The 24,288-nt window shown below is 43.1% G+C and carries 19 protein-coding genes; 4 read left to right on the top strand and 15 right to left on the bottom strand.

The features are described from left to right. Positions 1-120: 120 nt before the first annotated feature. Positions 121-1,542, top strand: a complete 1,422-nt coding sequence (pdxR, locus tag AC0YOD_RS19590) for a MocR-like pyridoxine biosynthesis transcription factor PdxR (RefSeq protein ID WP_475801008.1) — start codon at positions 121-123, stop codon at positions 1,540-1,542. On the opposite strand, the gene AC0YOD_RS19585 is transcribed toward pdxR, so the two are convergent. The 3 genes from AC0YOD_RS19585 to AC0YOD_RS19575 form a co-directional block, all read right to left on the bottom strand. Beyond that, positions 1,520-2,605 (bottom strand): saccharopine dehydrogenase family protein, encoded by a 1,086-nt coding sequence (locus tag AC0YOD_RS19585; protein WP_475801035.1) that lies wholly within the window; start codon positions 2,603-2,605, stop codon positions 1,520-1,522. The genes pdxR and AC0YOD_RS19585 overlap by 23 nt on opposite strands. A gap of 67 nt (positions 2,606-2,672) precedes the next feature. Further along, positions 2,673-3,128 carry a MarR family winged helix-turn-helix transcriptional regulator gene (locus AC0YOD_RS19580; RefSeq protein ID WP_475801007.1) on the bottom strand — a complete coding sequence of 152 codons (456 nt, stop codon included), beginning with the start codon at positions 3,126-3,128 and terminating at the stop codon, positions 2,673-2,675. Between the two features lie 41 nt (positions 3,129-3,169). Then, positions 3,170-5,197 (bottom strand): Na+/H+ antiporter, encoded by a 2,028-nt coding sequence (locus tag AC0YOD_RS19575; RefSeq protein ID WP_475801006.1) that lies wholly within the window; start codon positions 5,195-5,197, stop codon positions 3,170-3,172. 248 nt (positions 5,198-5,445) lie between these two features. Between AC0YOD_RS19575 and AC0YOD_RS19570 the strand changes: the two genes are divergently transcribed. Together AC0YOD_RS19570 and AC0YOD_RS19565 are read left to right on the top strand one after the other, a co-directional pair. Further along, positions 5,446-6,060: a LysE/ArgO family amino acid transporter gene (locus tag AC0YOD_RS19570; RefSeq protein WP_475801005.1), complete on the top strand. Its 615-nt coding sequence runs from the start codon at positions 5,446-5,448 to the stop codon at positions 6,058-6,060. An 85-nt stretch (positions 6,061-6,145) separates the two neighbouring features. Continuing rightward, positions 6,146-6,556 carry a DUF2569 family protein gene (locus AC0YOD_RS19565; RefSeq protein ID WP_475801004.1) on the top strand — a complete coding sequence of 137 codons (411 nt, stop codon included), beginning with the start codon at positions 6,146-6,148 and terminating at the stop codon, positions 6,554-6,556. Between the two features lie 165 nt (positions 6,557-6,721). Here AC0YOD_RS19565 and AC0YOD_RS19560 read toward each other — a convergent pair whose 3' ends face one another. The 12 genes from AC0YOD_RS19560 to AC0YOD_RS19505 form a co-directional block, all read right to left on the bottom strand. Then, positions 6,722-7,075, bottom strand: coding sequence for a hypothetical protein (locus AC0YOD_RS19560; protein ID WP_475801003.1), 354 nt, complete (start codon positions 7,073-7,075; stop codon positions 6,722-6,724). A 77-nt stretch (positions 7,076-7,152) separates the two neighbouring features. Continuing rightward, on the bottom strand, positions 7,153-8,124 hold the full coding sequence (locus AC0YOD_RS19555; RefSeq protein WP_475801002.1) for an ABC transporter permease: 972 nt from the start codon (positions 8,122-8,124) through the stop codon (positions 7,153-7,155). Next, positions 8,117-9,028 carry an ABC transporter ATP-binding protein gene (locus AC0YOD_RS19550; protein WP_475801001.1) on the bottom strand — a complete coding sequence of 304 codons (912 nt, stop codon included), beginning with the start codon at positions 9,026-9,028 and terminating at the stop codon, positions 8,117-8,119. The genes AC0YOD_RS19555 and AC0YOD_RS19550 overlap by 8 nt, the downstream gene beginning before the upstream one ends. Continuing rightward, positions 9,025-9,810 (bottom strand): GDSL-type esterase/lipase family protein, encoded by a 786-nt coding sequence (locus AC0YOD_RS19545; protein ID WP_475801000.1) that lies wholly within the window; start codon positions 9,808-9,810, stop codon positions 9,025-9,027. The genes AC0YOD_RS19550 and AC0YOD_RS19545 overlap by 4 nt, the downstream gene beginning before the upstream one ends. 17 nt (positions 9,811-9,827) lie before the next feature. Continuing rightward, positions 9,828-10,559, bottom strand: a complete 732-nt coding sequence (locus AC0YOD_RS19540) for a uracil-DNA glycosylase family protein (protein WP_475800999.1) — start codon at positions 10,557-10,559, stop codon at positions 9,828-9,830. 28 nt (positions 10,560-10,587) lie between these two features. Then, a complete protein-coding gene (locus tag AC0YOD_RS19535) occupies positions 10,588-12,372 on the bottom strand; it encodes a glycerophosphoryl diester phosphodiesterase membrane domain-containing protein (protein ID WP_475800998.1) in 1,785 nt (594 codons plus the stop codon). Positions 12,373-12,547: 175 nt separating this feature from the next. Then, positions 12,548-14,764: a right-handed parallel beta-helix repeat-containing protein gene (locus AC0YOD_RS19530; protein WP_475800997.1), complete on the bottom strand. Its 2,217-nt coding sequence runs from the start codon at positions 14,762-14,764 to the stop codon at positions 12,548-12,550. A 277-nt stretch (positions 14,765-15,041) separates the two neighbouring features. Continuing rightward, complete coding sequence (locus tag AC0YOD_RS19525; RefSeq protein ID WP_475800996.1) at positions 15,042-17,027, bottom strand: methyl-accepting chemotaxis protein; 1,986 nt, start codon at positions 17,025-17,027, stop codon at positions 15,042-15,044. 172 nt (positions 17,028-17,199) lie between these two features. Further along, complete coding sequence (locus tag AC0YOD_RS19520) at positions 17,200-18,534, bottom strand: DUF445 domain-containing protein (RefSeq protein WP_475800995.1); 1,335 nt, start codon at positions 18,532-18,534, stop codon at positions 17,200-17,202. 6 nt (positions 18,535-18,540) lie between these two features. Then, on the bottom strand, positions 18,541-19,815 hold the full coding sequence (locus AC0YOD_RS19515; protein WP_475800994.1) for a DUF445 domain-containing protein: 1,275 nt from the start codon (positions 19,813-19,815) through the stop codon (positions 18,541-18,543). Positions 19,816-19,976: 161 nt separating this feature from the next. Continuing rightward, on the bottom strand, positions 19,977-20,882 hold the full coding sequence (locus AC0YOD_RS19510) for a Gfo/Idh/MocA family protein (RefSeq protein WP_475800993.1): 906 nt from the start codon (positions 20,880-20,882) through the stop codon (positions 19,977-19,979). Between the two features lie 120 nt (positions 20,883-21,002). Next, the gene (locus tag AC0YOD_RS19505) at positions 21,003-23,306 is read right to left on the bottom strand and encodes a glycoside hydrolase family 95 protein (protein ID WP_475800992.1); all 2,304 of its coding nucleotides are present in this window, start codon (positions 23,304-23,306) and stop codon (positions 21,003-21,005) included. A gap of 100 nt (positions 23,307-23,406) precedes the next feature. Here AC0YOD_RS19505 and AC0YOD_RS19500 point away from each other — a divergent pair, with 100 nt between their 5' ends. Beyond that, complete coding sequence (locus AC0YOD_RS19500; protein WP_475800991.1) at positions 23,407-24,237, top strand: AraC family transcriptional regulator; 831 nt, start codon at positions 23,407-23,409, stop codon at positions 24,235-24,237. Positions 24,238-24,288: the final 51 nt, after the last annotated feature.

Here is a 24,288-nt window from a genome sequence, read left to right as displayed (position 1 = left end):
CTTCTCCATTCATTATAAGTTTAAGCTTTTCATCTCTAAACTTATCGTGTTAAAGTGGTTTACAAAAGATCCATTTTATCTCGTTTTTTAATGTACCACTTTCACATGAGGAGTGATCGAATGACATGGATTCATCTGGATCGGACATCTGGCATTCCATTATATCGGCAAATATATGACAGCTTCCGAAGCAAAATATTGCAAGGCGAAATGAAAAGCGGGGAGCGGCTTCCCAGTTCAAGGGAGCTTGCAGTCAGCCTGCTTGTCTCTCGTAACATCATTGTTGAGGCATACGACCAGCTCCTATCAGAGGGCTACATTGAAGGCCGGCATGGTTCAGGCACGTTTGTTGCAGAAGGAACCTATTTGGAGCATCTCACCCAACAAACCTCCACACCTATCGAATATGCAAGAGAATCTAATGACAAACATAATGACCTCATCCATTTCCGAGCTGGTATACCGGCACTCGATCTATTCCCGCGTAAAACATGGGGCAGGCTGTCTGATTATATCTGCACCAACGCCCCTGATGAGACTTTCGGATACGGTAAGCCTGAAGGCCGTCTAGAATTGAGATCCGTATTAGCCCAATATTTGCGTAGAACAAGAGGCGTTATTTGTACACCCGAACAATTACTGATTACAACTGGTGCCACACAAGCGTTATCAATGATTGCTAGACTGCTCTACAAACCAGGGACAGAGGTCATTGTTGAAGATCCGGTCACGTATGAAATACATACCATTTTCTCACAACCAGGCACTTCTCTTTACCCCATTCCAGTAGACGAACATGGACTCCAAACAGACCTTCTCCCGCTGAGCAAAAAGCCGAATTTTATTTACGTAACTCCTTCCCATCAATATCCGATTGGAGGCATTTTACCTATTCAACGCCGTGTACAGCTCATTCAATATGCTAGAACAACAGGCTGCTACATTGTGGAAGATGACTATGATAGTGAGTTCCGCTATGAGAGCTCACCTGTCAGCTCCCTGCAGGGATTAGATCCAGATCGAGTCATCTATATTGGAACCTTTAGCAAAATATTATCCCCAGCTCTGCGAATGGGCTATTTGATTCTTCCCCAAACGCTTATAGAAAGCGGACGGCAGCTAAAGTGGTTTACAGACCTTCATACCCCTTCATTGGAGCAATTGATTCTCGCCCGCTTTATCGAGAAAGGGTACTTAGAGCGTCACATTGTAAAAATGAAAAAGCTATATCGCAAACGTCGAGATTTTCTAATCCATTGCTTGACGCAAAGCTTTGGCGATAACGTAATGATTATGGGGCATTCCACCGGTCTTCATCTCATTGCACAATTTACGGATGTTCAATTTACCCCAAGCCTTTTAGAACGAATCGAGGAAGCTGGTGTAAAGGTATATCCTGTTGAAATACATGCCATTAGCAAAGGGAAGCAGCTGAATCGAATTATACTCGGCTATGGAAATCTAACGGAGGAGAAGATTGCAATAGGGATTGAGAGGTTATCATTCGTGCTTCAATCTTTTACTCAGCATCATGACCATTGATTCGTGTTTCAATGGTCATTGCCTCATGTATGGTGGGCAAAATATCGTCCAGTACAAACAACTGTTCAATATGATAAACACCATGCGGTAGTTTAGTTCGATATACAATATCTGCCACAGAAGCAGCAACCTTAGCGGTCACATAGGCTTCATTTCTGCCTTGCAAAAAATATTCAACCTCAATCCTTTTCCCATCCTTCCTTCCCTGGGCATCGATTTTGAGTGCATATAAGTCCTCTCCGAAACGGATCTTCTCAAATAGCTGAACGACAATATCGCGGATAGGTTTTATTTTCATGAGTCCTAACAGACCAGTCGCTCTCAGCCCCGCCAGCCATCTCGTTACACTAGAAGAATCAAAGCATAGCCTGGTTGATACGGTTGGTACATCCAGCGTACGAGGCAGTACATGTTGATCTGAAAAGTTAAATCGGTATGCTTTTTTGTATCCCAGCCCTCCTCCAAAATCAGTTCGATTCCCGTCCCTGAAGCTTGCAACTTCTGCTTTGCGGCCATCCTTCATGACATCAAACGTAGTGCCTAGGTTGTCCACCGTCCATTCAATTGCAGCTTTCCCGTGCTGATCTCCCATTCCCAGCATAATAGAGATATCCAATGTATCCATATGATCCATTCGTTTCTTCGCTTCAAGTGACAATAAGTTCGTCAATCCAGGTGCCAGCCCCAAGCTAAGCACTGCCGTTACACCATTCTCCCTAGCGTCCTCCCCTAGTTCTTCTACCTGAGTCAAAAAGGAATAACGTGCAGAAACGTCTACATAATGAATGCCATTTAAAATGCAAGTCCGAACAAATGCCGTATTTGTTTGATCCAAACACATGATGACAAGCTTAACACGAGTTATCATGTTAAAATCGAAACCTTCCTCCATATTGATATGAAGGGGTCTGACCTTGCCTTCCGTTGCTCCGCTGAATTTCTTAGCTCGCTCAAGACTTCTCCCCGCCGCAAATACTTTACCTGGATACAGCTCACCTAATTCCCTGCCTATCATTTGCCCTACGTGACCGTATCCGCCAATTACAACTATATAATCCTTTATAGGTAACGCCTCCTGTCGGTTGTATGCATCATATAGTTTAGTTACTAAACTATCATGCAAATTTTTTTTATTTTTGTAAGAAATCATTTAATTTTTGTACACATTTCTCGAAAATTTCAATTTCCTGTTCGCTTAACTGCGATCGAAGCTGATCATAAAACTGGACATGAACCTCCTCATGTGCTGTATAAGCATCCTTCCCTTTTTCAGTAAGTGAAAGCAATACTCCTCTCGAATCATGCGGATATACCGTGCGGATTACAAGTTGCTTGGCTTCCAGACGTACAATAAGCTGCGAGACTGCACCTTTTGTAATGCCAAGACGGGCGGCAAGCTCACTCATCAGAATGCCCCCCTCATAACCAATCCCCTCGATCGTATGAATTTCACTTGGCGTCAAAGACCCGGCATTACCAAACGTTTGCGGTTGGCGTTCAAGACGACGAAGCTGGAGAAACAAACGACCGAGAATATGACTTCCTTTATTCAGTTGGTTAGTGTGTAGGTTCTCATTTTTATCCATGCCTTAGTTTAGTATCTAAACTTAATTCCTGTCAAGCCAATTTACTCCTGTTCCAAAATCGAAGCCTCACGATCCCGAATAATTCGTCTGAGTTCATTGGCAATTTCTCTAGAAATATCGCCTTTCTCGTACAGCCTTTGAACCTCGTCACGCTCCGCTTGAATCGCTATCCAGTGCAAATCCCTTCTGACTTCTTCATTGCCTTCATTTATGTCTTCTCTTGTCGGGAAGGGCTTAGATAATCGATCTATAATAAGATGATAATGGTTAATGATATTCGATACTTCCTTTTTATTCGACTCCGATTTAAGCTTCTCGAAAGCTTCAATAACAGCATGGCTTGTCTGAAGTTTCATTTTCCTCATAGCTTCCCGATCGGTCTTGGATAGCTTATGGGAAAACTTCGACTTCTCTTTGAAGAAGATTCCCCTGATCCCTCTTGCTGTGACTCTTATCATAATAAACCATAAATTCGTCCACCGAGATAAAGTCAGCTCAAGCTGCTCCAAACTTCTTAGAAATATAGCAGCATGATCTTTCTTTATCTCTCCTTTTGCAAGCATATCTCTTACAGCTTCACGTTCAATTTCAATCGCTTCAATGCGTAATCCCGCTTCTTTCTTTTGAAAACGCATGTTTTCCGGTCTTCGACCATTCGGTCGGAACTCCCTAATCCAGCGATGATAATCTGCAAGGACTGCCGTTGATTCACTCTCATTATCATCATTCTTAGCCTGATTAATCGCTTTAATGGCCGCGCTCATCATCTTGTACTGACCTTGACGCTCTTTCTCCTCGCGTTCCCCTTCATTTTTTCCACCATCATTTTTAGCAAGAAGCGGCAGAAGGATGCTTGCAGTCAGCAGCGAGAGCAGAATAACGACTGTGGCTAGAAATATGACCAAGCTCCGCGCAGGAAAGGGATCACCATTTTCGATAAAGAGCGGTATGGAGAAAGCACCTGCAAGTGTTACTGCACCGCGAACGCCGGATATAGAAGTCAGGGCTAGTATTTTAAACGACAGCTTCTCCTTATTTTTAGTGCCGCCGAATACTCTGCCTTTCACCGAAAAAGCCAGAGTCCAAAGGAAACGGAGAACGATCAGCATTATAAAAATAATGAATGCATAGCCGAACACTTTCAAATTATTAAAGTTGGGGCTCTCGATCACCGTACTGAACACATCAGGAATTTGTAACCCTAAAATGACAAATACAAGTCCGTTCAACAGAAATAGAATAACCGACCACGTATTGTCCGACACCTCGTATGCTCTCGGCTTTGCTTTTTGGCTTCGATCACGTTCAACCGCATGCATAACACCGCCGGCAACCGCAGCAAGAATGCCTGATAAACCTAACTCCTCAGCAGTCAGGTACAGCGCAAACGGAGTCAAAATATGAATGAGCATATGCATCGTCTCATCTTCTAAGCCCGATCGGCGCAGCAAGAAACGCAACCCCGTAATAATGGATGCCAATAGGGCGCCCACTGCCAAGCCTCCAATCGCGATAATCAGGAAGCTTACACTCGCTTTGGGCAATGAGAAATAACCAGTCACAGCAGCAGCTACTGCGAATTTAAACGCGACAAGTCCAGAAGCGTCATTCATTAGGGCTTCGCCTTCAAGCAAATGCATCAAGCTTTTGGGCAGACGCAGTTTCCCTGCCATTGCGCCTACCGCTACCGCATCTGTAGGCGATAAAATGGCTGCTAGTCCAAATGCGACAGGAAGCGGTATAGAAGGAATCATCCAATGAATGGCATAGCCAATAAGAAAAACAGTTGCAAAAACAAGGCCTACCGCTAGCAGAAGGATAGGCGCGCGTAGTCGCCACAGCTCGCTTCGAGGCGTATGCTTTCCATCGTTATAGAGAAGTGGAGCGATAAATAGTAGAAAGAATAGCTCTGGCTCCAATTGCATATGAATACCCGGCGGGATAAGCGTTATAGCGCTGCCCAGCGCGATTTGAATAAGCGGAACAGGAATAAACGGGAGCTGTCGATTGATAACATTAGACACTCCTATAAGAGCAAGTAGAACCAATACCGATATAAAAAGTTCCAACCAATGATTCTCCTTTCAAAAAAAACTTAGCTATGTATTTTGATCCACTCCTATTTCTATCTATATATACCCTAAATACGAAGCACACAAACGTTTGCCTTATCAAACAAGGAATTACTTGTTCCCGTTTGGCGGTTGTTCTCAACTCTTGTTGCATGTACAGGTTAAACAGCTTTATAATCAGGATTCCTATCATTGACCGAATTTTTTTAAGGGGAAAATATTTTCATTTATCGGAGGAACAAACGATGTTAACTGCCATATTTCACGGAATCGCTTTAGCCTTTGGCCTTATCCTGCCGCTTGGCGCACAAAATGTGTTTGTTTTTAATCAAGGGGCATCTCAATCACATCTCAAAAAGGCAATTCCAGTTATTATAACTGCGGCTTTATGTGACTCGATTCTCATATTATTAGCTATTTTAGGCGTTTCCGTTATTGTGTTTGCAATACCGGCATTGCAAATCGCCCTATTTAGTATTGGTTTCTTATTTCTGTTGTATATGGGATGGTCGATATGGAAAAGTAAACCTTCAAAGCTAGAGCAAAACGTCATTCCCTTATCATCAAAGAAACAAATTTTATTTGCATTGTCAGTCTCTTTATTAAATCCGCATGCCATAATGGATACCATTGGCGTCATTGGCACTAGCTCTCTTAGCTATTCAGGACTAGATAAAGTTATGTTTGCTTGTGCCACTATCGTCGTTTCATGGATTTGGTTTTTTAGTATTGCTTTAGCGGGGAAAATAGTAGGACAATTAGATACCAACGGTAAAATCATGCTCATCATAAATAAAATTTCTGCCATTATCATTTGGATCGTTGCCGCTTATATTGCCTATAAGCTATATCACATGTAAAAAATATTAGTCGTACATGGAATGGTTATGTGGTAATGTGGATTATATTACCAATTGATGTTATTCCTTATATCAAGGAGGCAATATGCTAGAAAACTCAAAAGATCTAAGCGGGATCAAAGGTTGGCTTCTTTTCTATGTGTGTATTTCAACATTTGAATTTCTAGTCAATTTATTTGGTCTTTTTAATGAATTTTACATCTTGAAACTAATACATACTTTGAAATGGAATGCAGAAAAAATATATGATGTTGGATCTTACATTTTACTTGAGTTTCTAATTATCCTATCCCTTGTATATTTATTAACGAAAAACAAAAAAGGACCTCTTGTTGTTATCCTAACTGAAATAATAGCCATATTAATTGGAATTATAGATTTTTTCTTATCAAATCGAAGAATAGATGAAGTACTGGAACTCATGCTTGCTCTCCTTCTAGGGACAGTTTGGATTTTCTATTTTAGATATTCAAAACGAGTAAAATCAATTTTTTAAGTAAAAATACTTCTTACTCCATTGTCGGTCTTATTCGCTATGAAAGGCATGGGACTATTGGAAAGCCATTGCATCTTCCTAATAATATTGCGTATAGCATAAAAAAGAGCTTCCACGCATGCGGTTTAATACCGCCTTGTGGAAGCTCTTTTTCATTTCATCCTGTCACTTTTTATCCACTTGCAGAAGCTTTACTGTCTTTGTCGAGAAGGTATCCTTAATGACCTCATCGGTAATGACCTTTAGCTTAAGCAAGCTTGAAATTTTGGAGGAATCTGATTTAGATAACATACGCCAAAGCTCTTGATCGGGCAGCGCCTCAAACAGCTTGTTATCATCATATTCTCTCCGCTCTTGCGTAACAATCTTCACTTTGTGGCTTCCGATCTGAAGCTCATTCGTGTTCTGCTCATCAACATAAGTCATAATTTCTTGACGAAGCTCTGCTAGTTCTTGCTCTATTTCTTTTTGCTTTTGTTTTTGCTGATAATACCTTCGGACAGTCTTATCCATCGTCATCACTCTCCTCTTCTGTTACATCCTTATGCGTCAGAGTATGATTTTAGGACAAGACGCCCCTCTAAACTAAACCTATTCTAATAAATATCCTTCCTCATGAACACGCCAAATGATACGATTAACGATCCTAGCATCCACACCGCTAGAACAGTGAGAGAGAAGCCTAGCGTCATCCCCTCTATTGGCGGAGCCGATCCGTTCACATAGTCCATGAGACCAAGGTTGACCATAAATAAGTATTTGGCGGAGGTCCATGAAGATACCATATTGCTCAGTATCGCCCCTGAGATTAAGCAAGCCAGCATCGTTCCCATACCGGCGGCGCTGCTTCTCATTAAGATGGACAGCATGAAGGACAACGTTCCAACAACAAGCGAAATGAACCACGCGAGTCCGAACTGTTGCAGGATATACTGCCACTGCGAGACTAGGCGCACCTCGGAGATGTTGAGCTCTCCTCCCTCCACTCTAAATCCGGTCAATACGGGCGCCGCCCAGCCCTGATTGCCGAACATGATGGCAGAGATCAGGTAGGATAATAACCCAAAGATGAATATGATCAAAGACACCGACAAGATCAAAGCGATATACTTGCTTAGCAAAATATGAAAGCGACTCACCGGCCGAGTCAGCAGCAGCTTAATCGTTCCCATGCCACGCTCGGAAGACACAAGATCGACAGCAATGATCATGACCAATAGCGGCAAGAACAGCTCTGCTGAGTTTTCTACAAATCCTCTAATGAACGTAGGAGCGCCTGGCTGTGAGGGATTAATATCATTATCCAAATAGTACTGTGATTGTTCGATTTGGATTTGAAGCTGTTCACGCCATTGTCCCGCACTGCTCAGCCGATTTTGCCAATCAATTATTTTTTGCTGCAGCTCCGTACGCCAATCGACCGTTCCAAGCCGCTCTTTAATCGTCTCAGCCTGCTTCGCCTGTGCGTACGTGAACATAGAGAGAAGAACGATAATAATGACCGAGATAATAATAAACCGCTTTTTGCCGAGCAGCTTTGTCATTTCGTTCTGTACGAGATTAATCAATCGATTCGCCTCCAGTCAGCTCCAGAAAGAGGTCTTCGAGAGCCGGCAGCTTTCGATTCATCTCTAGCACGTCAACACCAGCTTGAACCAGCGTGCGGTTCCATCCCCCGCTGAGCTGTTCCGAATAGATCGTTGTCACCGTCTCCTCCTGCTGATTAAGCAGCTCCGTTAATCCGCCTAATACCGATTTACCCAATTCAAATGGGGCGAGCCGCCATACGATTCTCTCTTCGCTGGACAATAGGTTTTTCACAGAATCCACGCGGATGATTTCACCCTTTGAGATGATTGCCACACGATCGCACATTAATTGAATTTCATGAAGCAAGTGACTGGATACGAGAACGGTCAAGCCTTCTTCCTCTGCCAAAAAACGAATAAAGGCGCGCATCTCTCGAATGCCGGACGGATCTAATCCATTCGTAGGCTCGTCCAAAATGAGCACATCCGGCTTCCCCAGCAGCGCTTGCGCTATGCCAAGCCGCTGGCGCATCCCTAAGGAATAGGTGCTTACTTTATCATTTATCCGCTCCCCCATGCCAACCAAAGCAACAACCTCATCAATTCGTGCCTGAGTCGTCCCCTTCAGCATAACGGCAAAATGACGCAGGTTTTCCATTCCCGTTAGAAAAGGATACAGCTCCGGATTCTCAACAATACAGCCAATGTGACTCATTGCCTCCTTGAACTGCTTAGCGATATTCAAACCGCATATATGAATAGTCCCTGATGTCGGCTTGATTAAGCCGACAAGCATTCGGATTGTCGTTGTCTTTCCTGCGCCGTTTGGTCCCAGGAAACCAAACACTTCACCGCGTTTCAACTCAAAGCTTAAATCCTTAATAATCGTTCGCTTGCCAATGACCTTCCGCAACCCTTGAACAGACAAGGTGATATCGCTCATCCTTTTACACCTCCGCTGCTAATCAAACCAGCCACTCGGTCAGCCATCCGTCGATAGCCGATTTCATTAGGATGGAAATGATCCGTAAACAAATAATCATCCACATTCAGCTGAAATAAATCATAGGTCGGCACAAATACCATTTTGGAATAGTCCGCTAAAACATCCATCGTTTTGTTGTTCCAGCTCCTAACCGCGCTAGACGTTAACATCCCTTCAGGAAACGCATTAAACGGATCATATAGGCCTAATAAATATACGGTTGCTTCGCTGTTTACAACTCGAATCGACTCTGCTATCTCCTTTAAATGAATGATAAAAGCATCCTCAAGCTTGCTCGTGCTCTCTTCCGAAATATCCGAAAGCGTCTGACCGCCAAGAAACAGATCATTACCGCCAATTGTAATCAAGATAATGTCTGCCCCTCCGATTTGGCGCTTTATTTCCTTCTCCTTTATTTGCTTCGCCAATTCCTCAGAGGTGAGTCCTTTGATACCAAGATTAATGAAGGAAACGTCTGTGCCTGTCTCCTTCAATTGATCGCTCACATAACCGGCATACCCTTTTCCTTCACTATCTCCCGTGCCTCTCGTTAACGAATCACCAAGAGCAATAATTTTCAGTTGATTAGCGACAGCTGTTTCATCCGTTACCGGTGGAACCGAAATACTCTTCTCTGTACCAACTAAATAGTCTTTTACCGCCCAGCCCAAACCAAAGATCCAAAGGAGACAGGTCACCGCGGCAAAAGCGGTAAGGACTCGAACCTTCTTGCTTTGCAATACATTCACTCCTCTCGCTATTCAAGGTTGAACCATGATTCAACCTGCTTCTGCAGGATGGATTTATTTTCCTCAAAGAGCCTTCTTCGATGACCATTAGCACCTGAGGGATGCGGCATGTCGAATAGACATCTCTCCTTCTTTATGCATCCCTTATCTACGAATGCTTGTACAACCTCAGACACTGCTTTGCCTAGAGGAATAACTAAAGCATCTTTTACAGCCATTAATTCTGGAAGGAGAATATTTTCTGCATAGGAATACAGCTTATCCGACTTCAGTATGGCGGGAGTATGCCCCGTATAGTTTTTGCCGCTTAGAAACACGGGATATCGAATGGCAGAAGTGGTGTGAAGCAAATCTCTACGCTCTGCAAATAATGATTCACTGTCTTCAATTCCTATTGCAGCAGGCAGATCGATTTGATTAAGCATATCGATTAGGTTCTTTCTCATGGAGCCGGCAAAGCTGGCAACTATTTTCGCATTCTTATCGATCTGATCGTATGGTATACCCTTCAGCAGATCCTGCCGCGCACTTCTAATAGCCAGCTCCATCTGGGTAAAGCCCGGCGTTATGCCGATAATCATCACTTTTGCTGCTTCATTCACATATTCATAGGGGACGTAATAGATCGTCATGTCCCCTTGCTCATATAAAAGCAGCTCACTTACAAACAACTGCTCTTTGGATAGACTGCCGGGAGGCAGTGTCAAAATAAAATCCTTATACTTCTCCATTTGACTCATCTCTCAACTACCTCCTAACCTCAGTTGCCTATTTCAGCTCAACCATACTATGCGCGCGAGCTGGATAATCTGTAATGATGCCATCAATTTCAAATTTCAAAACCTCTTTCAAATTCCGTTCGCTATTGACCGTCCAAACCCATACTTCTCTGCCGTTTTTATGTGCGCGATCGACAAGCTGCTTCGTCAGCATAACCTGTTCTATCGTATAGAAATCTACATCCAATTGTGATAAATCGCCAACCGCAAAATACAAGATTTGACCAATCTTAATGTCAGGATCAAGCTCTCTTATCTGCTTTAATGTTGCCCCATCAAACGATTGAATATAGCAATATTGCACCATATCAAATTGTTGGATTAGCTTCACAACCTCTTTAACCAGCTCTTCGCCAGAACCATATGGCTTGAGGTCAATGATGACTCTTGCTTTCCCTTGTGCTGCTGCCAGCACCTCAGACAGCATCGGAATGCGAACCGCTTCCTCCCCTTCGCTATTCCGGTTGCTGATGCCCAGCTTCTCTACTTCATCATAGCTTAGCTCATTGACTCGCTTGGCAATGCCTGTCATCCGGCGAAGATTATAATCATGATGCAGAACAACAACGCCATCATTCGTAATCTGAACATCGATTTCAACCGCATCAATGCCTTGATCAATGGAGCTCTGTACGGCTTGAAGCGAGTTTTCTGGTGCCGCTAGCGTATCGCCTCTGTGTGCGGACAAAAGAACGCTCCATTTGACATAAACCAAGTTATCATTAGCTGCATAGCTCACAAACAAAGCAAGAACTAAATAGACGGACAAAATAGATACATATAGCGTACGCTTGCGTGTTCTACCTTTTAAAAAGGCAAGCGCCTGCTTCTCAAAAACACCCACCCAGCGACTGCGGTAAATATGCAGATCATCCTGCGGCATCACGCCGCGCTGGCGGTTGAAATTATAAAATAACCTCGTCAAAAAAATCATATTGATCGGGATGAGCAGCAGCGTAAACATATAGGTTAGTACCGTCGTTAGCGTTAAAGAATAGTGAGCTGAAAATATTTTGAGAACATTCATATTAAGCCATGACGGCAAATAAGCGACTGAAGAGATTAAGAAGAAGGCGAGAGAAAATACAACTGCATTTAGCAGAAACAAATAAATGAAAATCGACATGCGCTTCCCTTTTGTTAGGATAAGGCTGCCCTTGATTGCATTGCGAATCGATAGACCTTGAATCATGATGAAATGCAATACAAAGATCCAACGCAAAATAGTGTACACCGATATCAAAAGAAGGACTGCTAATAAAATGACCATTAGATAAGAAGAGCCTAGTATATGACGATTCAAAAAAATTGGAACATTAAATAAAGAATACAACGACGAGGAAAGCGGAGAATCGATAAATGGCAAAAGAAAGAGCAAGAAAAAGATGAGCTGAATGAAGCCAAAGCCGAATAATTTAGGTGTCTTGCTCAGCGTCGTCAGCAGGGCGTCAATAATCAATATATTTTTCCCAAAATAATGCTGTTGAGCTATCGTAATAATGACGCCAAATTCAATAAACAATACGAGAACAGCTACTAAGCAAATGGCGATGAGTCCCATAATCCCCGTGTAGCTAAGTCCAAGCTTATATACTTCACCGTTCAATATAGAGCCAGAACCAAATACACGAATCATTCGGTTAAATATAAATGAAATAATCGGGATGATAGCAAAACTCGTAAGCAGCATGAATAAATACTCGAACACCAAATGCTTCTTATATGTAGAGCGAAAATCGTGAATACTTCTCATAAATAGTTGAAACATACTCATTCATCCTATTCTTCCTGTTAGATGCTTCGAAGCGCAGGCGATTCCTTCACCTATTTTCATTATACGCATCACCCTGCCCCTAGTCGAATGGAGCAGCCTCTATTCAAGAGAAAAATTCGCTTTTCAAACAAAAAAAAACTCTGACTTTGCCCGTCAGAGCTTCTTTTCATGAGTATTATTTGGTTACGTTATTTTTAATGCTGTCATTTTTCTTTAAGGCTAATTTCGCCTTGTAGAGAGTATTATTTTCGATCAAGTACGCCGGTGCGCCTTTTCCTGCGTAAATCGTAGAAATACCGATTGCTTCTATATTAGATTTAATCGTATTACCGCGAATAACAGCTTTCAAGACATCATGCTTCTCTTCTCTTTTCCAGTAATCATTAATACGAATCAGTTCAACGGTCTTCTTTGTCAAAGCATTTGCGGTAACCGTATTATTCTCCAAAAGGACGCTTTTTGCAGCCTGAATGCTTATTGCCTGCGTATCACCAAGCAACTCGAACGCAGAGTTTTTAATCGTCAGATTCAAGTTAGGATGATCGCCTAGCAAGTTGATGCCAAGAGATGCAGGAGATTTAAAGGTACAATCATCAAATACATATTCCCCTGCGGCACCAACGGTGATTCCGCCAAAAGAACCACCCTCACTGCCTTCGAATTCACAGCCATTATAGGTGCCCGGCGGAAGTGCTAATCCATATTTCGTATTAAATCCGATTACTTTTAAATTATCAAAAATTGACCCCGCCGCAACGCCCCCCTGTACAGACCGCAGCTTGGATTCGCCTATAATCGTTACATTTTTCAAATGAATCGGCTTATTCCAAATCGATAAGCCTGATTCGCTTTTATTGTTGTTGTACATCGTTATATTGGAGGCCGTTATGCCGAATGGAACCTTTGAGCTGATCGAGAACACAGAATCAGTAAATTCCATGCCGTCAATGCTTATATTCGGCCCCTCCAGGGTTGTGTAAGAATCATTCATTTTATTGCCTATAAAGGTAGCATCATGCGCAGCAATCAGCCGTGTTCCGTCAAAATGGTTGTTCTTAATCGTTGCCGTTTTAAAAGGTGCCGATATTGCTAGCCCGATAGCTCCTTTTGAAGCCAAATGGTTATTTTCCACAACAGCATCATGACCGTCGAATAATATGACATCATAGGCTTTATTATTGTAAAATTTATTATCTTTTATCGTTATATTTGTGTTGAGATAGCCGTTTACCTCAAAGCCGCCCTCCACATCAATACCTGCTTGCGGTGCAACACCTTTTATATCATGAATCGTATTATTCGTTATAAGAACCTCATCGGCACCGCCTACCGTAATACCTTGCCGGCGATTAAAAGCAAATTCAGAGTTCTTCACAACCGCATTTTGGGTAGCTTTCCGATTCCAAATCTCCACATAAGCTTTTGCTTTTGTTTCTTGATTAAATACAAGATTGAACTGTGTCGCTCCTGTCGGAATGAGAATCTTATCTCTTGCCTTTTTATTCGTCAGCCTTTGGACAAACTCACCATTCGCCTTGTAGAAATATATATCGAATGTGCGCGGCAGATGAATGGGATTGGATATCTCAAACTCTCGTTCCGTTTTGAAAATCGAATGATTCAATTGAATCGGCTGTTTCGATCTTATTTTTTTTGCGTCCTTAATATTTTTCCCCTTTTCATTAAAGTCGCCCGATACAAAATGATTCTCGTAAATATCTGTTACCAGCGTTCCATAGCCGTTCAATATGAGACCATCACCAGTAAAGTTGACGGACTTCACACCATCGATGGTCACATTGTCGGCACCTGCAATCATGATGCCATAACCGCCTTCATGTGTGCCAGAGCTGTACTTATTGTCTTTCTTAGAAAAATCATGCGTCTCTTTGTCTCCATAATAGGTGCCGCCCCTCAGCGTCACATTATTGACTCCGTAGCCCACATACATCAGCTGGTAGCCCTCTTTTGCATTCGTTTCCTTCTTCAGCACCGCATCCATTGGCAGATCAAAGAGCATATTGCTCACCATATCAATCCGACTGTTCTTATCAATGAGATAAGTACCGGTTGGAAGAGAGGTCGCCCGCTTTCCATTCTTACTCGCCCATTTCAATGCATTATTAATTCCCTTTGTTGTTTCAATTGGATGTGTGCCATCTTTATAAATCCCCCACTTCACTAGATCAATGAGATAAGTTTCCTGAGGATCAGCACCGGAAACAGCAGCAAGTTGATTAGGAACCGTTGTATTTGAAGTCGAGCTTTCTTTGGCAACTAGCTGTGTTATGTTGTCTATCCTATTTTTCACTATCTTACTTATAAGTACAGACTGGTCTGGCAGCAACGAGAGCTGAGTCGCCAGCAGCATGGACAGCAATATTTTTATCATATATTATTACGCCTCTTTCTTTTTTCAAATTTTACAATGGTATACATGATTCCCTCCATTCCTTGCAATTACCTTAATATACCATTGTATTCATTCTTAATAAAGAACAGAGCCGTCTATATCGCCTTATTCCCAGAAAAATGGTTCCCTGTTCCTAAGAAGGAGGGATCTTTTTATGACAACCGATACTTTTTTCAAACAAATGACATGCAATCAAAAAAGAAGACCTCCATTATCCTCCTACGGATAAAGGCGATCTTCTTTTCAAATGATCTCACTATTCAAGCTTGAAACGTGAAATGGACTTCTGCAACTCAACAGCCAGCTCGTTAACGGAGGCTGATAACGTTAAAGTATCTAATGCAAGCTCATCTAGGATGGCAGTATCTGCCGCTGACTGCGTCGCATGATGGGAAGTCGTCTTCGCAACCTGTGCCATCGCATCAACAGAAGCGCTGACCTGCTCACTGCCAGCAGCCATCTCTTCTGTTGAAGCAGATACATCTTGAATTTGTGCTGCTACTTCACGCGTTTCATTCACAATCGTATCGAAAGCCGTCTTCAGCTCCCCAACAATTCGTTTGCTATGTTCCATCTCGATCTCGCCGGAATGGACAGCATGTACCGCATCCGTAGTTAATGCAAGTACTCCATTAATCGTTTCCTTAATATGTCCTGCATGTAAGGAAGCCTGTTCAGCCAACTTCCTGACCTCTCCGGATACAACAGCAAAGCCACGTCCATGCTCGCCTGCTCGCGCAGCTTCTATTGCAGCATTTAAAGCAAGCAGATTCGTTTGTGCTGCGATAGCCGTTATCGTATCCGCCATTTCTTGAATCTCGGCAGAACGTTCATTCAGCTCTCCGATGGTAGTAGCTATCATGGAGGTGGCACTAGCAAGACGTTCCATTTGATTAACTGCAAGGCCTGACTTTTCATTTCCCTGCTCAGCAACCGTTAGCATACCGCCTGAAGCTTCTGCCATTATATTAGAGGAGTGAGCAATCCGGCTCACACTTTCCGCCATCTCTTCCATTGAACGTGCTACTTCCAATGCACCATCAGCTTGATTCTCCGCACCTGCCGCCATTTCATTAACGGTCAAAGCTAGTTGGGAAGATCGCGAACGACTCTTGGTGGAGCCTTCGCTAAGCTTGCTTGCATGCTCCGTTACGGCTGTTGCATTATTCCGAATCCCTTCCATCAATACTTGCATATGCGCTATAAATCGATTGATTTCTTGTCCTAATCGAGATATATCATCTTGTCCCTTTATTGCAATTCGGTATGTAAGATCCGCTTCGCTTGAATTTAGATTTACCGCCGCATTCACGATTTCTCTAAGCTTGCGCCCTACCATGGACTGAGCCAATATATAGAGGAGAACCAGTACGACGATCATTAAGCCTCCGAATTCCAGCATGGTCTCCGTTCTTTCCGTAACCATTTGCGCGTCCGAGTTTTGTTTGGAGAGCCCAATTCGAACAGCGCCCCAATGCTTGCCATCAATCATAAGGGGAAAAGAAATATCCCATGTTTCAACCGTTTCGCCATTAATCAAACGATCATATTTTTGAAGCAGGACATCCTCTGTGTTGCTGTTCATTGCGGCGTTATAGCCTGTAGAATCATTAAATATTCGATTAGCACGATTGTTCTGGCTTTGAAGATCTTTAAATCCCCAAGCATCAACAGATTCCTCACCAATAGCACTGAAGATACTATTATGGGTACTTATATAGCCGACATAATTCGGATTATCCGAATAGGATGTCGCAAATGCATAGATGACATCGGCATCTGTTATAAAGCTATCTATAATGCCTTGCCAGCGCTCATCTGTGTATTTATCATATAGACTGTCGTATTTCAACTCGTACTGAGACATTGGAATGGAAGACCCATTATATATTTGAACCTTCTGCGATGCATACGCTGAGTCCTCTGCTCGTTTCTCCATACTCAGCTGGCTTCCTGAATTGACGGTCAACTCACTATTAAATAAATCTTTCGCGAGAGTCTTTCCTTCCCACTTTGTTCCATCCTGCAATACAATACCTGTTTTCATATCCTGTTCCGATACATTCTGAAGAGTGTGAGAGAGCGATAAGGCCAGATCCTTACCCTTTGTAAGCAGTCTGTCTTCTATAGACTCCCTCGTTGCTTGCCATTCATATACCATTATAGTCCCGACAACTACAATCAGCGCAGCGGCCATGACAATCAAAAATTTATTCGTCAATGAATGTATGCTAAATCTCATATGCCAGTTCCTCCTCGTGTTATTATTTCAATAATATCCATTTTTCGACTTACAAACTGTGACAAAAGTCACAAATAAATGAACATTAGGAAGCAGAAGAGAAAGTGAAGCAGTTTCGTCACAAATAAAGAAAGGCCTCTCTAATAATTGAATTAGAGAAGCCTTTCTATTGTTATAGCAGATTTAGCAGAGGCTCATAAACACCGTACAATATCGTATAAAAACCCGCTCCTAGCGCGGCTCCAATATAGGCACCGTTTAATCGAATCCGTTGCAGATCAGTTTCTACCTTGCTCTCAATAAATTCAACCAGCCGCTGCTCTGTGAAATCGGCCAGTGTTTTCCGGACGATCATGCCGATAATCGCATGCTGTGTTTCAATTATTTTATGAACAAAGCTCTGAACATAATGCTCCAACCAGTCTTTCGTTTCTTGATTCGCCTTGAACCAATTCCAATAACTTACTACGAATTCATTAATCAACCCTTTAATATCATTGGAATTTACAGAGTGCTTCTCCGGCAAGGCAAGCTGCAACTTCGAATCCTCAACGAGTAAAGCTTTAAAGCTGCTCAGCAAAGCCTCTATGGAAGGTAGAAGGCTTACTTTCTCCAGCATTTCATCTCTCCACTCACCGATCGCTGCTGCAACATCCTCACGGGTTTGCAGATTATCAGCAAGCTGATAGAGCATTTTTTCTAATAATACACGAAGCTCATGCTGCGGATTTCGCAGATCATTAATAAATGTCAGCAAATCCTCATATAAGGCATCCGTCGCATCATCCAAGTTAAGAGCATTCGTTGACTCTGCAATTTCTACTGCCATTTTTTTGAGCCATTTCGAGAACACACTTCCCTGATTAACGAACTTCTCCTTCTCCTTCGCCAGCAGCTCTCTTATCGCATGCTTGGTTTCTTCCTCTGAAACTCGGGAAGCAGCGAACGCAATGACTTGGCTCAGCCAACTTTGAAAACTACCCTTATCCAGAACCCACCTCAGCGCCTTACCGGCATAGGCTGAAGTATCAAGCTTACTTAGCGCCTTCCGGGCCTCATCATCCAGCTTAATAGCCAACCCCTTCGTTTCCACTTTGGAGAGCAGACCTGAGAGCAATGTCCATCCCTGCTCCAATAAAGCGCCTTGCGGACGCCGATCTATCCAAGCAATAGCAATTTCTACGATCGAAATTTCTTTTACTTTATTTTTCAGCATATCGCGGCTAAGCAATTGCTCTTCCACCATAGCAGCAACACCGTCGATCAGCTTATCACGATTTTTCGGCACGATAGCGGTATGAGGAACCCATTTCCAGCCAAATGGGTGTCGGAAAAGAACGGTGACAGCAAATAAATCAGCCAGAGCACCGACAAGCCCTGCCTCAGTCGTATAAAGCAGCATACGGGACCACCACATATCCGGAAATGCATATACACAGTATGCAGCGCCCACAAACAGAACAGCCAATATCACGAGACTTCGATTTGCTTTTTTTCTCATCGCCATATCGGTTTAACCCCCTATCCAAAAGGTTGCCAGATGCAGTATAACTCCGATAAGCGCTCCGACTCCAATTCCGTTTATTCGTATATATTGCAAATCCCGGCCAGCTTTTTCTTTTACTAACGAAATAAGCTCCTCTTCCGAAAAAGTGTTCAGCTTCTCAGTCACTACCTTGCCAATATAAGAATGCTTCTGCTCCAGCCACTTAAGCAAGGTTGATTTCACATACGTATCAATACGTATCAGCCATTCTGAGTGGCTCTCCATATACAATACACCTTGACGAATTCTATCCGTAATCCAAGGATATCGATTCAACTGGCCTTCTGCATTTTGAGCAGCTGCTTGCCTGATTGATTCCAAGCCTTTTTGAATATAGTCCTCCAGCTTGATTTCTTCTTTTATCGTACCCATAATCTTGGTTTTCCCTGCCTCAATGCGAGAACGAAGCTCTTCATCCGTTCTTAACCTTGAAACAAAACCAGCTATTCCTTGCTTAAGTTTTATTCGCTGCGGATGCGTTTCTGAATGAAATTTATGCAGAAACGATACGAGAAACTCCTGAATTTTTCCGCTTATATTCGTTGTCTCTAATCCCGCTGTAATATCAATCAGCTTCCTGCGGAACTTGTCTCCCTCATACGACTTAATCGTTGAATTAACAATTTGATCGATAATGGAAAGGAAGGCATGCGATTTGACGATCTTAATCAACTCAGGAATCATAAATTCGATAATGCGATCATCATAGCCATTTCGAAGAGTCCAATCGCCAACATCCGCAGCTAAGTCGGATACCTGGATCGTATCGGCATGCTCAAACAGAAAGGTTTGCAGCATTTTCGCTAATTCCTGCAAATCAATGGTCTGAATGATATCATCAGCCACCTGCTGTAAAATATCATTAATGCCCTCTTCTCCACCCTGCTCCTTCAAATAGGTCATCATGACGTCTGAAATGTTATATTCATCCAAACGCTCTTTAATATTAGGAACGGTAAGCAGTTCATTCTGAACCATCATCACGAGCTCGCCAATTAATCGCTCACGATTTCGTGAAATAATGTTTGTTCCCATCCATACCGGCCATTTGATTCGCAGTGGATTCCCAAATAACGCACTGACTGCAAAGGAATCAGCCAATCCGCCTATTGTCGCTGCGCTAAACAGAGAAAATAATAATCCTCCCAAAAAGCTTTCGTGAAAGGGAAAGGCGACGAAAATGCCGATTGCTGAGATAAGTAATGCCATATCCGCTTTTTTCTTCATGCTGAACCTATTCATAGGCAAACTCCGTTCTTCATTATCATTATCTTCATAATTATCCCATACCTTGGGGGTATGAAACAACGAGACGTGAGTCCAGCTCCTTGACCTTATCCCATTATAGGCATGTCCATGAAAAAAAACCTCCCATGTAGGAAGGTTAGGTAGGCTTTTAGAGATTAGAGCATAACTGTTTTTGCTGTTTGGCCACTTTCATTTGCGGCTTCTATAAACCGAATAACCTCTAATGTTTCTTCCATAGTCACTTCCGGCTCCAACGTTTGAAACATTTTCATCACTCGCTCCATTAAGCTGGCATAATACGGCTTTGAATGCGATGACACATCAACACTATACGATTCTTTTTCTCGATGGATGGTCGCTCCGAAATGAGCATTGCCGACTCGGTTGCCGCGAACTGTCCCCAATCTGCCGTCTCGCCATTTTCCTACAAGAATATCATGATCAGCAGTAGCGAACGTTGTAACACTCTCACAATCTCTTCCCAGTATCGCAAACAGCATTTCTACTGAATGAATGCCATACCAAAAATAACCGGTTTGTGTGGGCTCTATCGCCATAGGACCATAGGTGTCCGCTCCAATAATAGGTGATTGATGAGGTGCATGCAAGATTGTCGTCAAGCCTTCTGCGAAGCGAAGAGCTGAAGTGCTCATAATGGAAATGTTATGCTGTTTAGCAAGATCTGCTATTTCTCTAGCTTCATCGGAGCGAATGGAAAGCGGCTTATCGATAAATATAGGTTTACCAAACGGGGCGATCCTCCGGAATTGCTCCAAGTGTACACGTCCATCTGCTGATTCAAGCAATAGCGCATCACAAATCTCAGCAACAGCCTCTGGACTGTCTAGTATTTCAACGCCAAACTGATCCCGAAGCTTATTCGTAAAACCTTCAACTCTCGATACGCTGAGTTCAAAGTCCCATGAACCACCCGGAAAAGCAGCTACTACTTTCCCGCCTGGAACATGAAATTCATGGTTAGAGTCATTTAATAGTTGTGTAAAGGCAAGCACGTGCGAAGTATCAAGTCCGATCATACCAATTCTCATTACGTTAGACATGAGCTGTGCACCTCGATTAGTTTTTTTTCTCTATGATAGCAAAAAATAAACAATCCGCACCTTTTTTATTTTCATAGATTAGATCTTCTATCTCGAATTCGCTTTTATTGAGCGTTTATATCATTCGAAAAATAATCCATATTCAACGCCAGCAGCTGCGTCCCATGCAAGTGTCCCATTAAGCACAGTGAAACGATCAGCTCCCTGCGTACGATGAGATAAGACGGCCTCAGTGTTCACTCTAACTTTGCATGGTTTTGCTGTTTGTGTACGAATGCGCAATTCCTCCAACTTTCCTTGCGACCAACGAATATCTACCTCAAAGCCGCCTCTTGCACGCAGACCCGTTACTTCTCCCTCATGCCAGGCAGCAGGTAAAGCGGGCAAAATATGAAGCTCTCCTGCATGGCTTTGCAGCAGCATCTCCGATATTCCAGCTGCTCCTCCGAAGTTTCCATCAATTTGGAATGGCGGATGATTATCAAACAGATTCGGAAGTGTAGAATGGCTAAGAAGTGCCTGTACGTTCTCGAATGCTTTCTCCCCGTCTTCGAGTCTAGCCCAAAAATTAATAATCCAAGCGCGGCTCCAGCCTGTATGACCGCCTCCACTCGCTAGTCTTCTATTCAAAGTCACTCTGGAAGCTGCAGCCCATTCCGGTGTGTCTCTTACTGTGAATCGTTTGCCTGGATGAAGTGCAAATAAGTGTGAGATATGGCGATGGCCTGGCTCGGCTTCCTCGTAGTCTTCCATCCACTCTTGTATTTGTCCATGCTTACCGATTACAGGCTGTGGCAAACGGGATCGCATTCGCTCCCATAGCAGCTGTTCCGATTCTTCGATACCAAGCACTTTCGCAGCCTCTGCGCATGCGGTGAACAATTCATGCAGAATCTGGCTGTCCATTGAAGCTCCTATACATAAGGTGCCCGACTCTCCACTCGGCAACATATATGTATTTTCAGGTGAAACAGATGGGTTCCCAACGAGCAAGCCATCTTCTGTTTCTGTTAAGTAGTCCACGAAAAACAACGCAGCTTCCTTTAAGGTCGGATATATCCGTGCGAGAAAAGCTTGGTCAAGACCATACTCATAGTGCTCCCATAAATGCAGACAAAGCCAAGCGGCACCCAACGTCCAATAGGAAGCCGGTAAATAAATATCCTGAGGTGCCGTATCTCCCCAAATATCTGTATTATGGTGAGCAACAAATCCTCCGCTATCATACATGACCTTTGCCGTTATTCTTCCTGGTTCTCTCATTCTCTCAATTAAATCAAATAACGGTTCATGACACTCTGCCAAATTACCCGCTTCCGCCGCCCAATAATTCATTTGAGCATTAATATTAATCGTGTATTTGCTATCCCATGGCGGCAGCATCTGCTCATTCCATATGCCCTGCAGATTAGCGGGCAATGACCCCGGACGGCTGCTCGAAATTAATAAATATCTGCCAAACTGATAGTAAAGCGCCACAAGTTCCTCATCTGTTTTCCCGTTTTGTACGCGTCTAAGCCGTTCATCCGTTGGCAAAGCTGCTGTTTTCGGCAAACCTCTCGTCAAACGCAGCTGGACCCGCTTCGCCAACGATTCAAAATCACTAATATGCCGTGCTCTCAATGCTTCATAATCAAACTTAGCTGCTTCCGCAATCGCTCCAATAATATATTCCTCCGGGTTCTCATGGCGATAGGTTGTGGCAGCAGTCAGAAGCAGCGTTACATGGTTAGCACCCTCAACGACAAGATGTTCACCGATAATCGAAACATTACCTCCTTGTGCGACGACACGCAGAGCTGCTTGAAATGCTGAACCGCCTGCTCCGCCGCAGAGGCCACTCATAATAATGGTATCGGTTCCTTCTTTTTTGATATTCTCATAATAACGATTGCTGCCTCGTGTCAAACGAGCTGTGAAGCTAATGCTCCTTGGTGTATCTGCTGTAAATCTAGTAACAAGCGCTTCATCCGGATAGCTGGCAAAGCTCTCTCTTCGATAATGGACAGCGCCCTTTTGGTAACTTACGGCTGCAATCCCGCTCATCAGGTCAAGCTCTCGGACATATTCGCTTGCTTCACTATTTGTTTCATAGCGAAATGATAGCTGGATATCACCTAGAGGCATATAATGACGCTGCGTTTCGGGTATGCCTGATAGGGCCATTGCCGCCAATTGCTGCGCCTCTTGCAATCTCCCCTCTTTCAGCAGCTTACGGATTTTCTCCAGATTAGGCAGCGCATCCCGATTATTTCGATCCCGAGGCCCGCCATACCATACACTATCCTCGTTAAGTGCAATACGCTCCTGCATCGGGTCTCCGAAAATCATCCCGCCGAGCTTACCATTCCCTATCGGCAACGCTTCCTCCCATGCTTTTGCAGGCCCCTTATACCATAATTTATTTTCTAATTCGGTTATCATTTTTTTCATCTCCCTTTCATCTCCAAACCTTTTCATTACGAACATAATCTATTACGATAGAAATAATATCAAAAAAACAATTGGATGCAGGTGACCGCAGATGTCAAGCATAAGCGAAAGCAATACTTTATCCGATTTATTGCAATCCTTGGAGATTGAGTTGCTGATAGCCCACAAAACACAAGTGTCCGATGAGTGGGGAGAAACAAACTCCGTTCCTGCTTACAATAAGCTCTATTTCATTTGTGAAGGCGAAGGCTGGATTCGAATAGGCGATGATGATTATTATCCTAAGCCGGGACAGTTGTTTCTGACGCCCGCTCAAACCAAAATATCCTTTTCAGCTATAAATAATAGACCTTACTTAAAGTATTGGTGCCATTTCAATCTGAAGGCAGGACCATTCGATCTGTTCCAATGGATTGGCGTTCCTCTGTTTATCGATGTTGGCGATCCTTCTCATTTGACACGCCTCTTTCAAGAAATGATTGCTTGTCATGAGCAGACATCCCTTCTAGCTCGGCTTCGCGAAAAGTCACTCTTGTTAGAAATAATCGGTTACTATTTGGAGTCATTGCCTATTCGAGTGCTTCAGCATCGTACGGAGGAAATGAATCGACTCACCATCATTCAAGACTATGTGGACAGCCATCTCCATGAGAGCATAAACATCGATCAAATGGCAGAATCCGTCCATCTCCACCCCAACTATTTCATCAGCTATTTCAAAAAGCATTTCGGCGTTTCTCCTCTTAAATACGTTTACCGAAAACGAACCGATCGCGCAAAGCTGTTATTGACGACTACCCCGCTGAGTATCAAAGAAATTGCAAATCAGATCGGTTTTAAAGAAACGAATCATTTCTCAAAATTTTTCCGCAAGGAAACAAGTCTAACGCCAACAAATTACAGAGCAGCTTACTCCAACTAAAGTTCAACTCCGATTATAGAAGTGCATTCCTTTTATAGCGATGGACGAAAC

This window comes from Paenibacillus sp. J31P13, from assembly GCF_056269295.1.
This window is presented reverse-complemented; position numbering and strand designations above follow the sequence as displayed.

Excerpts from the sequence above, each read along its gene's own strand:
- pdxR (WP_475801008.1), top strand. The coding sequence starts at position 121 with ATGACATGGATTCATCTGGATCGGACATCTGGCATTCCATTATATCGG.
- AC0YOD_RS19580 (WP_475801007.1), bottom strand. The coding sequence starts at position 3,128 with ATGGATAAAAATGAGAACCTACACACTAACCAACTGAATAAAGGAAGT.
- AC0YOD_RS19570 (WP_475801005.1), top strand. The coding sequence starts at position 5,446 with ATGTTAACTGCCATATTTCACGGAATCGCTTTAGCCTTTGGCCTTATC.
- AC0YOD_RS19565 (WP_475801004.1), top strand. The coding sequence starts at position 6,146 with ATGCTAGAAAACTCAAAAGATCTAAGCGGGATCAAAGGTTGGCTTCTT.
- AC0YOD_RS19560 (WP_475801003.1), bottom strand. The coding sequence starts at position 7,075 with ATGACGATGGATAAGACTGTCCGAAGGTATTATCAGCAAAAACAAAAG.
- AC0YOD_RS19550 (WP_475801001.1), bottom strand. The coding sequence starts at position 9,028 with ATGAGCGATATCACCTTGTCTGTTCAAGGGTTGCGGAAGGTCATTGGC.
- AC0YOD_RS19540 (WP_475800999.1), bottom strand. The coding sequence starts at position 10,559 with ATGAGTCAAATGGAGAAGTATAAGGATTTTATTTTGACACTGCCTCCC.
- AC0YOD_RS19535 (WP_475800998.1), bottom strand. The coding sequence starts at position 12,372 with ATGAGTATGTTTCAACTATTTATGAGAAGTATTCACGATTTTCGCTCT.
- AC0YOD_RS19530 (WP_475800997.1), bottom strand. The coding sequence starts at position 14,764 with ATGATAAAAATATTGCTGTCCATGCTGCTGGCGACTCAGCTCTCGTTG.
- AC0YOD_RS19525 (WP_475800996.1), bottom strand. The coding sequence starts at position 17,027 with ATGAGATTTAGCATACATTCATTGACGAATAAATTTTTGATTGTCATG.
- AC0YOD_RS19520 (WP_475800995.1), bottom strand. The coding sequence starts at position 18,534 with ATGGCGATGAGAAAAAAAGCAAATCGAAGTCTCGTGATATTGGCTGTT.
- AC0YOD_RS19515 (WP_475800994.1), bottom strand. The coding sequence starts at position 19,815 with ATGAATAGGTTCAGCATGAAGAAAAAAGCGGATATGGCATTACTTATC.
- AC0YOD_RS19510 (WP_475800993.1), bottom strand. The coding sequence starts at position 20,882 with ATGTCTAACGTAATGAGAATTGGTATGATCGGACTTGATACTTCGCAC.
- AC0YOD_RS19505 (WP_475800992.1), bottom strand. The coding sequence starts at position 23,306 with ATGATAACCGAATTAGAAAATAAATTATGGTATAAGGGGCCTGCAAAA.
- AC0YOD_RS19500 (WP_475800991.1), top strand. The coding sequence starts at position 23,407 with ATGTCAAGCATAAGCGAAAGCAATACTTTATCCGATTTATTGCAATCC.